9 protein-coding genes and 1 riboswitch are annotated in these 14,602 nt (G+C 46.1%); of the genes, 5 read left to right on the top strand and 4 right to left on the bottom strand.

Translation table 11 applies throughout. The features are described 5' to 3' along the window. Positions 1-16 precede the first annotated feature (16 nt). Positions 17-667: a response regulator transcription factor gene (locus A1D16_RS08015; protein WP_290708842.1), complete on the top strand. Its 651-nt coding sequence runs from the start codon at positions 17-19 to the stop codon at positions 665-667. Then, the gene (locus tag A1D16_RS08010) at positions 660-1,841 is read left to right on the top strand and encodes a tetratricopeptide repeat protein (RefSeq protein ID WP_290708841.1); all 1,182 of its coding nucleotides are present in this window, start codon (positions 660-662) and stop codon (positions 1,839-1,841) included. Before A1D16_RS08015 ends, A1D16_RS08010 begins: the two co-directional genes overlap by 8 nt. A gap of 27 nt (positions 1,842-1,868) precedes the next feature. Here the strand turns inward: A1D16_RS08010 and A1D16_RS08005 are convergent, their stop codons facing one another. From A1D16_RS08005 to metE, 3 genes are all read right to left on the bottom strand, one after another. After that, positions 1,869-3,479: a serine hydrolase domain-containing protein gene (locus A1D16_RS08005; RefSeq protein WP_290708840.1), complete on the bottom strand. Its 1,611-nt coding sequence runs from the start codon at positions 3,477-3,479 to the stop codon at positions 1,869-1,871. 138 nt (positions 3,480-3,617) lie between these two features. Continuing rightward, positions 3,618-6,152, bottom strand: coding sequence for an alpha/beta hydrolase-fold protein (locus A1D16_RS08000; protein ID WP_290708839.1), 2,535 nt, complete (start codon positions 6,150-6,152; stop codon positions 3,618-3,620). A gap of 175 nt (positions 6,153-6,327) precedes the next feature. After that, entirely contained in the window at positions 6,328-8,631 is a 2,304-nt protein-coding gene (gene metE, locus A1D16_RS07995) for a 5-methyltetrahydropteroyltriglutamate--homocysteine S-methyltransferase (RefSeq protein ID WP_290708838.1), read from the bottom strand. A 163-nt stretch (positions 8,632-8,794) separates the two neighbouring features. After that, positions 8,795-8,997: riboswitch (cobalamin riboswitch) on the bottom strand. A gap of 75 nt (positions 8,998-9,072) precedes the next feature. Between metE and A1D16_RS07990 the strand changes: the two genes are divergently transcribed. Next, positions 9,073-12,075 carry a choice-of-anchor J domain-containing protein gene (locus A1D16_RS07990; RefSeq protein WP_290708837.1) on the top strand — a complete coding sequence of 1,001 codons (3,003 nt, stop codon included), beginning with the start codon at positions 9,073-9,075 and terminating at the stop codon, positions 12,073-12,075. 2 nt (positions 12,076-12,077) lie between these two features. On the opposite strand, the gene A1D16_RS07985 is transcribed toward A1D16_RS07990, so the two are convergent. Beyond that, positions 12,078-13,019: a TIM barrel protein gene (locus A1D16_RS07985; RefSeq protein ID WP_290708836.1), complete on the bottom strand. Its 942-nt coding sequence runs from the start codon at positions 13,017-13,019 to the stop codon at positions 12,078-12,080. Between the two features lie 54 nt (positions 13,020-13,073). Between A1D16_RS07985 and A1D16_RS07980 the strand changes: the two genes are divergently transcribed. Both A1D16_RS07980 and A1D16_RS07975 read left to right on the top strand, forming a co-directional pair. Continuing rightward, on the top strand, positions 13,074-14,105 hold the full coding sequence (locus A1D16_RS07980) for an FAD:protein FMN transferase (protein WP_290708835.1): 1,032 nt from the start codon (positions 13,074-13,076) through the stop codon (positions 14,103-14,105). Between the two features lie 35 nt (positions 14,106-14,140). Next, positions 14,141-14,602: SUMF1/EgtB/PvdO family nonheme iron enzyme (locus tag A1D16_RS07975; RefSeq protein WP_290708834.1), on the top strand; the 462-nt coding region annotated here is incomplete at its 3' end.

Here is a 14,602-nt window from a genome sequence, read left to right as displayed (position 1 = left end):
CCGAAATGCAATAACCATGTCTACGCCAACTATAAGTGTTCTTATTGCAGACGACCAAAAACTCATCAGGGATACCTGGACCAGTATACTAGCACTTGAACCAGGTTTCCAGGTTGTAGCTGAAGCTGCAGATGGTGAGGAAGCTATTCAATTGGGGATTTGGCACCGCCCCGATTTAATCCTGATGGACATTGTAATGAGCCCTGTTAATGGCGTTACTGCCATTAAAGAATTACTGAGCGTTTCCACTGCCTTCAACATATTGGCCGTTTCCATGTATGCCCAACCCTGGCTGGTGAAACAAATTATGAAAACCGGGGCAAAAGGATACATCACCAAAAACACTTCCAGGAAAGAATTTTTACAGGCGGCTCATCAAACCGCAAAGGGACTTAAATTTATTTGTGATGAAGTAAAAACCAATCTTACTGAAGATCTGATATTACCGCACCGTTCCCGGTCTATCAACCAGCTTACCAAACGCGAAATTGAAATTGCCGAACTGATTTGCAAAGGGCTTACTTCTAAAGAAATCAGTGGTCAAATTGATATTCAACAAAAAACCGTTGAAGTTCACCGAAATAATATAATTCGAAAGCTGAGAGTTAAAAATACTGCTGACCTGGTAAATTTTATGTACGCCGCAGGACTACTGATCCATGACTAGCCATTACCATAAAAGTATACTTACACTGGTTGTAACTGCCTTGTTTTTAACCGGCCCTGTTGCAGGGCAAAGCCGGGAATTAATTGATAAAATGATTGATACCAGCCGGTCATTTTACAGAAATGAGCAACGGTTCAATTATATCCTATCCTATTCTTTACGAATACTGCAGGAGTCAGAAAAAATCGGCTATGAACGCGGCATTGTAAATGGATTATGGTGTATAGCAGACATTCTTTCCAAGTGCGGAGATTACCAAAAGAGCAATCAGTATTTAGCTAAGCTAGATAAACATGCCTGGTATCTTAAAAAAAACCCGGAAGATCAGTTTTACCTTGATATGCTGCAGGGAGAAAACTTTTTTGCTCTTGGGCTAAGCTCCTATTCCAAGCAATGCTTTGAAACGGCCGGCCGTCAATTACTTCGCATCAATGATAAAAAAAGCCGCATCAATGCCACCCTGTTTTATCATTTATCCTGCGAAATTGCTACCGAACAAAAAGACAGCCTTTTAGCCCATTACAGAGCTGTACTGGAAATTATAGATAATCCCCAAAATCAACTTTATTTCAAAAACAACCCGGAACATAATTCTCAGGACAAAGCGCTGGCATTGATTTCAATGGGCGATTTGTACCTGCGGTACAATGCCATCGACTCCGCCCGTTCTTTGTACAAAAAAGCCGCCGAGTTCTTAGGACAATCAGGCGCTTCCAATTATGAAGCTTATTTATACGATGGATTAGGTAAATTATCCATATGCCTCAACCAAAAGGAGGAAGCTTTGCAATTCTATAAACGGTCTATAGAAATAGCAGAAAAATACCAGATGACGGAGCTTCTTATTGATGTTTACCAGGCACTGCATGCATTAACCCGGAAATACGGCGATTACAAAAACGAACTGAATTTTCTACACAAATACGTACACCTTAAAGACAGCCTTGCAGCTATAAAATCCCAATCCATTGAATTAATAATAGATGATCTCGTACAGGACCAGATCAGCACCATTCAACAAAAACACCAGGAGCGTATATTAAAAGGAATTATTGCGCTGGTATTTCCGTTCATCTATTTTTTTCTGGTGGTAGTTCATTTTATCTATGCAGCCAATGATCCGTTGCCGCCAACGGCAACTGAACTACCCGATCCCCTTGGGTCTACGGGGTAAAAATAAGTTTAAGCGCAACGGGTAAACCTATTCTTTATAAAATGCAATTCTCCTGGCCCTTCCTACTGAAATGGTAAAACCGGTGAGTTTACCTTGTTGATTGCGAAGAAAACGAAGGTTGGAACCGGATGTTTCAAATCCATCTTTATACGTTGGGGTATAAACAACGGGAGCATCGGGCGCTAGACTATATTCCAGGGTTTTATCTGTTGCTTTCAGGCGGATCCTGACATTGGCTTCTTCACTTTTATAAGATCCTTCAAATTGTTTAAGCTGGGCTGGCGTCCAGGAAGCGGCTGGTTCTTTTAGAAACAGAACGGTATCGGCAGAAGGGCCGGGGTCTATCCGCGTAAACCCGGAACTGGTAAAATAAACCCGGAACCCATTGATGGAATAACTGCCGTCTGTTGCCCTCAGGAAGGGTTGCTTGCCGGCAAGTAAGAGCAAACTATCAGCGGCTATCAGGTGGTCGGCATCATCTGATTTACTGTTCCGGTACCAGCCTTCCAGCTTTTTCTGTACCGCAGGAGCTGCTTTGAATGGTTGCAAAGGCAGACTGGCCGTTGTTGGGGGCGCGGGTATAAACAGGGACGCTATTTTGTCTGCCACCTGAACCGGTGAAAATCCGCTGGTATTGGATAATAATGCAATAGCCAGGCCCTGTTTGGGAAAATAATCCAGGTTGGCCCGGTAGCCGGCGGTAGCACCGCTGTGTGTTACACGGTCCTGGCCATTAAACTGGTCGATCCTTAACCCCGCCGCATACGGATGCCATACCCCATTTCTGAATCTTCCCCTCTCTAATTGTTGTTGTAAAAAAGCAGTGCCCCCCAATTTACCTGCCTGCATAAAAGCTGCCCATTTTACCAGATCGGAAGCGGTTGTTAACAAGCCCCCGTTACCATGCGCATTTTCATTGGGCATAAGCGTTTTAAGTTGCAGAGGCGTTTGCTGGTAAGCGATGGCTCTATTTTTCACAATCTGCCGGTAATCACTGCGCCAACTGGTATGAGTCATACCTGCGGGTTGAAAAATACGTTCTTTGCAAAACTGGGCAAAGCTGGTTTTGGCTACCCTTTCAACGATTATAGCCATCAGGTTATAGTTGCTGTTGCTATAAATGTATTCTGTGCCGGGGGCATTGTTCAACGCTTTCTGGCGGCAAATGATTTGCAAGGCATGTGCATTCGAATAGGCTCTTGTTCCTCTTCCCCAACCTTCCACCTCTGCAACCGATCCCCAATCACGCAATCCACTTTGGTGATGGATCAGGTCATAAATGGTAAGTACAGCGCCATATTCAGGAAGTTCAGGAATATAGGTACGCACATCATCCTGCAGCCTAAGTTTACCATCCTGTTGCAGTAGCAAAATGGCGGCGGCCGTAAACTGTTTAGAAACCGAACCCGCCTCAAAAATAGTGGCAGTATCATTGGCTATTCCGTGCTCGAGGTCTGCCGCCCCCACAGCATTGGCATATAATAACTGCCCGTTACGGCTTATTGCGATGGATACACCCGGCAGGTTGGAATGGGTCCAGGGTTGCAAAATCTTTTCTATCTGAAGACTGGTATCAGAAAAACCAGGTTGCGCTGTTGCTGCAAACGGGAAAAAAATCAGCAAAAAGAATCGTTTCATGAATTAAATCTACATGGAAAATTTTTCTTTTTTCCGATCCTTTCTTAAAACCGGAATTTTTGTATGTACCACCTGTACTAAAATGCCAACAGCCGTTTGGGTTGATTCCAAACGGCTGTTGAACTCTTTAAGACAGGATTACAATTTCCAGTTCGTATCAAAGAAGCCCGTCAGCTTCAGGTGCTTAGCACCATCTTTCAGCATATCGAAACTGAAGATCATATAATCCGGAAATCCACTGGCACCGGCAAAGTATTGGTTGGCATAAGCTGCATTATTTCCCTTGTCACCAGTTCCGGTTAAAACAGCTACCGAAGCTTTCGATGAATTTTTCAGGGGCCATACAAAATAAGTAGCCAGGTCCTCTCCTTCCCAGCGCTGATTACCCGCCGTAATCAGGTTGCGTTCTACCTGGATCGGGCAATCGGATAAAAGCAGTGGCCAGGCCGCATTGGTTGATTTATTACCAATAAGGATAACCCCGCGGTCCTTGTATTTTTCCAGGGAATATTCTTTATCGGTAATAATATCTACAGCACCATTTCCCCGGTAATACCAGGTCTCCGCATCGTAACGGGCTTTATTCCAGTTCCAGGCAGTTTCTTCCTTGCTGCCAATGGTGCCTACCACGTATACCATACGGTTGTTAAATGCTTCTTTGAGTGTGCCATACCGTTGAGGATTCTTTTGTGCTGCTGTAGGGGCCACGCCTTTTTCCCATCCATTTGCACCGCGCTGTAATACCAGTTTATCGGAATTGGTTCCGACAATATGTTTCACAGCCGGCATACTGTCTAATCGAATTTCAACCGTGGTTCCGATTGTAAAATCAGCCAGGTTCAATTCCAGTAAACGGATATTTTGCGTAGTACCCTGAATCAATCCCCGAACCCTGTTCCGGTTTAACTGCATTCTGCTATACTCCAGGATTTCTTCCTGTTGCAGGATGCTGGCCCACCTCGAACTGGCAGAAATGCCGGGGTGCGCTGTTGTGAAATCAATACTGTTAACGCTGCTGTCCGGAAGCCGTTCATGCCACTGAAAATAATCAAACAAGGGTTTCCAGTCAACACTGTGATCGCCAAACCAATGACTTCCCCCGGGGTATTCGTAGTGCACGAAATCGGGTTGAAAGCCTCCTAATAATTCTCTCATCTGCCGGGCATACCGAACAGGTACGGTGCGGTCATCATCGCCATGGAAAATATATACCCCATGGTGTTTATAGTTAGTGGCCAGCTTTATCACATCGCTCTGGTTGCTGGAACGCAATAAACGTTGCTCGTATAAATTGCCGCTGGAATCCGGTATCAATCCATCTGCGGAGCCATATCCTTTCATGGTAGGATATCCGGCACAGGGTGCAATTGCTGCCCATTTATCGGGATAAGTAGCTCCCAGGAACCAGGTACCATGGCCTCCCATCGAATGCCCGGTCAGGTATATTTTTGAAGGGTCGGGTTGAAACCGCTGCTTAGCAATTCCTAACACTTCCAGCGCATCGAGCCGGCCCCAGTCCTCCCAGTTAAAACCACGCGGCCTGCGGTTGGTAGCTGCTACCAATGTTCCCCAGTCTTTTGATTTATAGGCCCTGGCCTGGCTGATAGCTTCTACACCTGCTCCGTGCACCGACAAAAACAGGGCATTTTTTCCCGGCTCCCAAAAACTACCGGGTGTTTGCGGACGAACAGAATAATATTGCAAACTGCCATCCATTTCGCTGGTGAAAGTGCTGCTGTAAGCCTCTCCGGGGCTCATCGCTTCTATTGAAAAGGAGCGCTGATCCAGCATGTTTTTACCCTGCAGTAAATTAAGGGTGCCAGTATAGGTTCCTTTAGTGGTAAGCGATGTTCCGTCCAATACAAATGCCACTTTACGGGTGGAGAGCGCAGGGATTTCAGGCAGCTGGGTTTCCTGGCTGTTTCCGCCAACAATTGCCTGAATACGTAAGCCTTTCAGGGGTTTGTTTGCGGTATTGACAACCACCACAGCAGCCTCTTGTTTGCCTGTCTGAACACCTGGCACTATATGCGGCACCGTCATATCTTCTGCCTGCAATTGTACCGGTTTGGAGGGAAACAATAAACTTGCAATAGCAGAAGCTCCTCTTAAATAAAACTCATTCAAACCTTTTTTTAACTGTACCGGGATATATAAAAATCCCATATTATACGGATCCCCGGTGTGCATTTCCCCGTTGATCAATACGCTGCTGTTTCCTTTTATAGAAAGAATAGCAGACTGGGCTTTGGGAGAGGTATAGCTTAAATAGACAACCCTGCTGCCAAATGACAGACCTCCCCGGGTGGCACCTGCCTGTACACCAGGGCCTGCGGGTGCCCCACCTACAAATCGTCCTCTCTTTGGACGTAACCGACCCGTACTGTCTATATCCATGGCTTCCCAAACAATCGGCTGTCCGTTAACGATAGAACCGGCATTCGCTCCCTCTTTGGGCGCCACTAATTGCTTACTGAAATACAAATAAGCCAATTCGTCGCTATAGACGGCCTCTCTTCCATACCTCGATGGGAATGGAGCCGTTAAGCCATTTTTAAAGGAATAAGTCGACTGGATGTGATTGAAAGAAGCCGGTTCTTCGGGTACCTGACCGGATAGGTTGGGGGCCATTAAAACAGCACTTACTAAAAATGCAAAAGCAGAAATCTTCACGAGCCTGGGTTTATGTAAAAAATGAATGTTTCGCCTTCAATTTAGGTAATTATGGCATCTGGTATTTATGGACCTTTGTTTTCTACCATTAATTCTTTGAGACAATATATTTTCACCCGTTTCGGCCTGTTCCGGTAAAAACAAAGCAGACCGGTTTCCCGGCCTGCTTTGTACACTAAATAAATACTTTGGGAGCTTTTCGCAATTGCCGGGCGGCCTCAACCATTGCAATAAGTGATTTACGGGTTTCTTCCCAATGACGGGTTTTAAGCCCGCAGTCAGGGTTCACCCATAGCTGATCTGCCGATACCACTTCCGAGGCTTTTCTCAACAGCTCTATCATCTCCTCTTTATCAGGTACCCGGGGCGAATGAATATCGTACACACCCGGACCAATTTCATTGGGATAATTAAAGGCCGCAAAAGCATCCAGTAGTTCCATCTGTGACCGGCTGCATTCAATGGTAATAACATCTGCATCCATGGCTGCAATATGTTCTATTATATCATTAAACTCAGAATAACACATATGGGTATGGATCTGGGTGGTGTCTTCCACCACAGAGGAGGCAATGCGGAATGCACGTACTGCCCAATTAAGGTAAGCCGTCCAGTTTTCTTTGCGTAAGGGAAGTCCCTCTCGTAATGCAGGCTCATCTATCTGGATTATTTTTATGCCGGCATTCTCCAGATCCAATACCTCGTCCCGAATAGCCAGTGCAATTTGCATACAGGTAGCGCTGCGCGGCTGATCATCCCGCACAAAACTCCATTGAAGAATGGTTACCGGTCCGGTTAACATGCCTTTCATCCATCGTTTTGTCAATGATTGTGCATAGGTCGACCAATAAACCGTCATTGGTTTAGGCCGGAATACATCTCCATAAATAATGGGTGGCTTTACACAACGGCTTCCATAACTCTGTACCCAGCCATTTTCTGTAAAAGCAAAACCCGCCAGCTGTTCGCCAAAATACTCCACCATATCGTTCCGCTCAAATTCTCCATGCACCAAAACATCCAGCCCTATTTCTTCCTGCCATTGCACAGCTTTCCTGGTTTCTGCTTTCAGAAGCGTTTCGTACTGCTCATCCGACAATTCTTTTTTCTTCCACTGTGCCCTCCAGTTTCGTACCTCTTTTGTTTGTGGAAAGGATCCGATGGTGGTTGTAGGAAAATTAGGCAGTCCCAATGTTTTCCGCTGCCGGGTCCTCCTCCTGGAAAATGGTTGTGCGCGCTGTGCATCCACAGCAGTAACCAACAACATTCTCTCCAGCACTGCCTGGTTGTGGATTCGTGCGGAGTCCTTTCGCTGCTGCCAGCTCTTTTTGTTGGCTTCCAGTTTATCTATTTCCTTTGAATCGGCAAGCTGTTTCAGCGTGTTCAGCTCTTCCAGCTTTTGTTTGGCAAAAGCCATCCATTGTTTTAACTCCGGGTCAATTTTTGTTTCCAGCGAAAGATCGCAGGGAACATGTAAGAGCGAACAGGAAGGAGCAATCCATACTCTTTCTTTACCCAATCGTTTTATGGCCTTATCAATAAGCTCCAGCGAATTGGAATAATTGTTTATCCAGATATTTCTGCCATCCACCAATCCCAGGGAAAGAATTTTACTGGAGCGGAAAAAACTGGTGGCAAGAATATCGTCCAATTGGGCCGGACAACGAACCAGGTCGAGGTGTAGCGCAGCCACTGGCAAATCCAATACGGTAGCAAGATTATTTCCATAACACTCAAAATAACTGGTGAGTATAAGTTTTAAGTGTGGTAATTTTTCTTTAAAGCTGCGATACACCTTGGTAAAAATGTCGCGCTCCGCTTTGCTCAGGTCGAGCGACAGGCAAGGCTCATCGATCTGAACATAATAAGCCCCGGCTGCTTCAAGAGACGCCAGCATTTCGAGGTAAACCGGCAGAAGCCGGTCGATTAATTCGAGCCGGTGAAATCCTTCTTCCTTTTCCTTGCCGAGTAACAGAAATGAAACCGGCCCCAGCACCACGGGTTTACAGGTAAAGCCGGCATGTTTAGCCTCTTCAAATTCTTTTACCACCTTGTTATGGTATAAAAGGAATTGTTGATTGGCGGTAAATTCAGGCACCAGGTAATGATAGTTGGTATCAAACCATTTGGTCATTTCCATGGCCGTAAGGTCGAATCCATCTCTTTGATAGCCTCTGGCCATGGCAAATAACAAATCAATTACCGGCAACTGCTGCGCCTGCATCAGGGCATGATAGCGTTCCGGAATGGCCCCCAGCATAATACAGGTATCAAGTACCTGGTCATAAAACGAAAAATCATTGCAGGGAATCAAATCAATGCCGGCCTCTTTTTGCAATTGCCAGTTTTGCAGGCGAATTTTTGCACCGGTTTGAAGGAGATCCTGGGCAGAAATTTTTGCTGCCCAATACTGCTCCGTCGCTTTTTTCAACTCCCGTTGGTTACCAATCCTCGGGTAACCCAGGTTCTGTGTTTGCATGCTAAATGCTTTTAAAATGAAAAAATCAGATAAAAGCTCTTTGCTAAACAGGAATGCTGTCGGAAATGAATGAAAGAAGCAATAGTACATGCACGGCATAGCCTGCCCGCCCGGGCTGCCTGCTGCATGTATCAATCAAACAACTACTTCATTCCACGAAAGCATTGTTTCATACAGCAAAGGCAGGTCTCCTGGCTCGTAACATTTTTACCGTCCTTCCCATCCGCCTTCACAATCGTTTGGCGAACAGTGGACAACAGGGGTAAAAACCTATTGTGTTACTTACAGTTGCGGGACAGCTTGTGATTTACACACAATTCCCTATTAATCCCGTTTTTAGCGGGAACCCATACTGTTTGATACGTCGTATAGAAAAGAACAGACTGCGAAAATAGTTGATTCTGACCCACGAACGAATTATCTTTGACACTATTCTTCTGCATGCGCCCTCTCCTTTTTTTATTTGTATTGTTGGTAACTACCTGTGTAAACGCCCAACAGTCTAACCCAGATCGCTGTGGTACCGGCGCCGTAATGGAAGCGTATTTTAAGCAATTCCCCCGCGAGAAAATAGAATTTGAAGCATTGCAACGGCAAATTAAGCAGGCAGCCACGCGCCGTTCCATGGCCCCGCTTAACAAAGAGGAACTGGTTTACCAGATACCCGTTGTATTTCATGTTCTGCTACCCGATCCAGCCCTGGTAACTGATCAACAGCTCCTGAACCAGCTAAAAACCCTAAATACTGATTTTGGCGGATTAAATGCTGATTCGTCTAAAATACCAGCAAGTTTTAAACCGCTGTTTGGCAAATCAAAGATCCGTTTCTGCCTGGCAGCCCGAAACCCCGATAATGAACCCAGCACTGGCATTAACCGGAAAATATTTACCGGCTTTTCCCAACCAGGAATAAACGATCCGGTGAAACAGGCAGTACGGGGTGGAATAAATGCCTGGGACCCGCATCGTTTCCTGAATATCTGGATAACAAGGATCAACGGGGTAACCCTTGGCTATAGCTTTTTACCTGGTTTACCCGGATTGCCGGAAAACGAAATGGGACTGGTATTAAAATACCAGAATACCGGTTCAACAGGAACTGCTTCAGCACCTTATAACCTCGGCAGAACTGCCACCCATGAAATTGGGCATTTTCTGGGACTTCAGCATATCTGGGGAGCCAACGAAAACAATCCCTCCTGTGCTGATTCGGATGGAATCGATGATACCCCCAATCAGGATCAGGCCAATTTTGGCGACCCGGTATTCCCCGTAACAGATGCCTGCACACCCAACGCTCCGGGTATTCTTTTTATGAACTACATGGACTATGTGAATGATGCCTCCATGGTAATGTTTACCCACGAGCAAAGCAGCATGATGGAGTCTATGCTCGCCAATGCCCCCGATCGGCAATCGCTGCTTCTGTCGGATGGTTGTACGCCGGTATTGGTGTACCAGCGAGATGCATATCTGAAAGCCTTAGTATCGCCATTACCCGATGCCCAGACCTGTACCGGCTCTCAACAACCAAGGTTATTAATCAGGAATCTTGGCAAGGAGCCCATTCAAGCGGTACAGCTGAGTATACAACTGGATGGCGGTAGTATCCGCCAGCAGAATTTTGACTTGCAGCTGGCATCTTTTTCTGAACAGGAAATAAACCTGCCAGCTATTGATCTGAGTGCGGGCAATCACCAGTTGCAGGTTATTGTAAAAACAGTCAATGGTATATCGGATGAAAACCCGGCCAATGATACGATCACCGTTCGCTTTTCTGCTATACAACCCAAAACCCTGCCGTTAGCCGAAGGATTTGAAACAGGCAATTTAGCAGTTGGCTGGTCGGTAAATACTTCCGGAAAAGAGAATTGGCGAATCACCAGCCTGGCGTCCAACAGCGGCAGCCGCTCTATTTACTTCCCTAATTACGAGTTTAATGAAATGGGTAAAAAAGCTGATCTGCTGCTCCGTCCGGTTTATACCGGTGATGCAGATTCGCTTGTTTTACACTTTTCGGTGGCAACCGCTGTTTACAGCCTAACCTACCAGGATACCCTGGAAGTGCTGGTGTCTACTGATTGCGGAGCAAGCTATCAATCCATCTATAAAAAATGGAGCAGTGAACTTGCTATTGCCCCGCCTACCGATTACCAGTTTGTGCCTTCTGCGGAACAATGGAAACATGAACACCTTGATCTGTCTGCTTTCCGTAACCAGGCATCTATCCAAGTACTATTCAGAAATATTAACCAATACGGAAATAATATTTACCTGGATGATATCGGCCTGGAAAAAATCGATTTTCTTCCCAGAGATGCTGCCCTGCTGAACCTCCCATCTCCACTCAGACGCATTTGTTCCGGTTCGGTAGAGCCCTCCCTGCTTATCGCAAACCAGGGAGCTGATACGATTAAATCACTTACGCTACAATACCAACTGAATAACGGGCCTGTGCTTAACTATACCTGGCAGGGAAAACTAGCCAGGCTGCAACAGCAGCTGGTGCAATTACCGGATATGGCTGTTCCGGAAGGCTTGCATGTATTGAATGTTTGGGTTAGTAAAACCAATGGAAGGTCAGATCAATTTGCCGCCAACGACACACTCCGCAAAAGTTTTGCCCGCCGTAATCCGATGCCGCTTCCACTGCACGAAGGGTTTGAAGGCAACCAGTTTCCACCGGCCAATTGGGACCTATTTACAGTGGGTGATGGCATAGCCTCCTGGAGCAGGTCAGCACTTGCAGGATATGCCGGGCTGTCTTCTGCACTGGCTACCAATTATACGGCTGCCCTGTACGCAAGATCAAGCGATCTGTATACGCCCCCGGTTAGTTTCGGCAATGTCGATTCTGTTTATTTATCGTTCCGGATTGCTGCTGCCAACTCGGCCACAACCGATACCGCCCGGCTCTTCAGCATCCTGCTGACGACCGATTGCGGCCAGCATTACCAAACTATTTATCAAAAATCAGGTGCCAACCTGGCTACTACCGATAATTCCAGCTCGGGGCCATTTTCTCCCAATACACCGTCACAATGGAGAAAAGATTCCATTAACCTCAGTTCCTATCTTAACGGGGCTCGAAATTTTTACCTGGTTTTCAGAAATCTCAACAACCAGTTGAATACCGTATACCTCGATGAAGTGGACATCTACACTAAAACACTTCCGGATGTGCTGAAAAAAGAAGGCCTGCTAATTGCGCCAACCCTCTTTAACAGGAGTTTGACGGTGCAACATTACCAGGCGCCTACAGATCTGAAAAAGATCAGCCTGTTCTCCAGTTCCGGTCAATTGGTGTATGAGCAGGCATTCAATGGCACCACCAGTACCTCCCTGCAGCTCTATTTACCAGAGCTGGCGGTTGGCATGTATTATATCCGGTTGCAGTATTCTAACCGGGTCATCACCAAAAAACTGCTGCGGGGGAACAGGTAAGGTTATTTAAAATTATCTGCGTCGCGATAAGCTTTGATCAGGGCCAGCTCTCCCTCTTTTCCCTGACCGGCATTACCGTGTTCCATCCCCAAAATACCTTTATATCCTTTGGAATAAATATGTTTGAAAATATTGCGGTAATTCATTTCACCGGTGCCTGGTTCATTGCGACCAGGATTGTCGCCAATCTGGAAATAGGGGGTTTCTGTCCAGGTACGATCAATATTTTTTATAATATCTCCCTCGTTCCGTTGCATATGGTACATATCGTACAAAAACTTACAAGCGGGGCTGTTTACCGCCCGGCAAATCATATAGGTTTGATTGGTATAGCGTAAGAATAAATCAGGATTATCGCTCAATGCTTCCAATACCATTACCAGCCCATGAGGAGCCAGGATATCGGAAGCTATCCGCAAGGCCTCAATAACATTGGCCGTTTGCTGGTCGAGCGGCAAACTGCGTTCGAAATTTCCGGGTACCACCGTCATCCATTTGGCGCCGCAACGTTTGGCCACTTCAATTGCCTGCACGCAATCCTTTTTCATCCGGTCGATATGTTCTTTTTTTCCTGTCGTAAGGGAAGTTTTCCAGTGCCAGCTGTCGGATGTAATAACAAAAACCCCCATCCGCATACCCAGTTTAGCCAGGGTATCGCCGATCTTTTTTTGTTCGTCTACCGAACGGCCCATCATACCATTATCTTCAATGGAACGAAAGCCCATACTGTGTCCAAACTTAATTTGCTCAATAAAGTCCTTCCCGGCATGATTGGCGAACATTCCATCATGGAACGCATAATCGAGATTAAATGGTGCACCATTAAGGGTGGCCGTGTCGACCTTGGCTTTACCGGCAGCCAGGGCTCCGGAACCCGTTAGAACACCACCTGCCAGCGCTGAACCGGCCAATAAAGACTGACGAACAAAATTTCTTCTTTGCATGGAAAACAATTTGATGAACTAAATTTACCGGAATCCAGCACAAAAAAAATCAAATTGATTCAAAAGTTAATTTTTTCCCTGCTCCTGTTAATCGCTGCGTATTACAGCTATGCCCAACCGAAGCGGTTTGAGTACGTGGAAAACAAGATGGCATCTCCGTTTACCATCATTTTATACCATGAAGACAGTAGTACAGCAAACCGTTTAGCCAGAGAAAGTTTTTTATTAGTAGATAGTTTGGCCGCAATTTTTACCGATTATGATGAAAATAGCGAGCTCAACCGTTTTTGTGCCACCGCCTCTAATACTGCCATGTACAGGCCCCTGTCCCCGGCGTTGTTCGATATTCTTCTAAGGAGTAAAAGAGCCTGGCAGGTCAGCAAAGGCAGTTTCGATATTTCCCTGGGTGGTTTAACCAAGCTCTGGCGCATGGCCCGTAAAACCGATCAATGGCCCTCGCCCGATTCAGTAGCAGCAGCCCTAAACCAAACGGGTATGAAATACCTGCAGCTCGACCCCAGGACTCAAAGCGCCCGGCTACTGAAACCCGGCATTCAGCTCGATTTGGGTGGCATTGCACAGGGTTATATCGGCGACCAGGTGATGCGTTTCCTGCAATCCCAGGGCATAACCACCGCATTAATTGACGTTAGCGGTGATATAACAGTCCGTGGGCATCCACCAGGTAAAAGCGGATGGGTAGTGGCCATTAATACCCCCCACCACGAAGAAGAATGGCTGCATGATCATTTATATCTACAAGATCATTCGGTTACCAGCTCCGGCGATCTTTACCAATATATGGAACATGAGGGCAAACGTTATTCGCATATCATTAATCCCAAAACGGGTTATGGACTAACCGCCCGGAAATCGGTAACTGTTGTGGCAAAAGACCCGGTGGTAGCCGACTGGTTAACCAAAGCTATCAGCATACTACCCCTTAAAAAAGCAAGGAAGCTGGCAAAAAAACTAGATGCAGAATTCCTGATAGCGGAACTTGAAATGGATGAACTAAAATTTCACCATTCCAAAGGGTTTGCGAATTTTATGAAAACGTTTGCATCAAAAGAAGAAGTTCATTAAGCCTAGATTTGATAGTTTAGCCATTTTAGTATAACATGAAACCACTCCATTTTACGCTCCTGCTGCTTGGATCAACCAGCCTGGTTGCAGCCCAGGAAAACAAGCCCGATTTTTCCGCTTACAAACAATCCATTCCGGGTTCTACCCTTGAGCTGGCCATGGTTCCGATTCCGGCCGGCAGCTTTCTGATGGGTTCGCCCGAATCAGAAAAAAACAGGAAGCCCGATGAAGGGCCGCAGCAAAAAGTTGCTATATCGGCTTTTTGGATGGCCAGTTTCGAATTGAGCAGGGATATTTTTGATGTGTATTTCAAGGATGCAAACACCAGTCAGAACTCCAAAGTAGATGCTGTTACCCGGCCCAGCGCACAGTATATTGACCTCACCTGGGGAATGGGCAAAGAAGGAGGTTTTCCGGTTAATTCCATGTCGCAACATACAGCCCTGATGTTTTGCCGCTGGTTATATGATAAAACAGGTATCTTCTATCGGCTTCCT

Origin of the sequence: Flavihumibacter sp. CACIAM 22H1 (assembly GCF_001601815.1) — a bacterium.
Taxonomy (GTDB): domain Bacteria; phylum Bacteroidota; class Bacteroidia; order Chitinophagales; family Chitinophagaceae; genus Flavihumibacter.
This window is presented reverse-complemented; position numbering and strand designations above follow the sequence as displayed.

Coding starts and splice junctions, on each gene's coding strand:
- A1D16_RS08015 (WP_290708842.1), top strand. CDS start 17: ATGTCTACGCCAACTATAAGTGTTCTTATTGCAGACGACCAAAAACTC.
- A1D16_RS08010 (WP_290708841.1), top strand. CDS start 660: ATGACTAGCCATTACCATAAAAGTATACTTACACTGGTTGTAACTGCC.
- A1D16_RS08005 (WP_290708840.1), bottom strand. CDS start 3,479: ATGAAACGATTCTTTTTGCTGATTTTTTTCCCGTTTGCAGCAACAGCG.
- metE (WP_290708838.1), bottom strand. CDS start 8,631: ATGCAAACACAGAACCTGGGTTACCCGAGGATTGGTAACCAACGGGAG.
- A1D16_RS07990 (WP_290708837.1), top strand. CDS start 9,073: ATGCGCCCTCTCCTTTTTTTATTTGTATTGTTGGTAACTACCTGTGTA.
- A1D16_RS07985 (WP_290708836.1), bottom strand. CDS start 13,019: ATGCAAAGAAGAAATTTTGTTCGTCAGTCTTTATTGGCCGGTTCAGCG.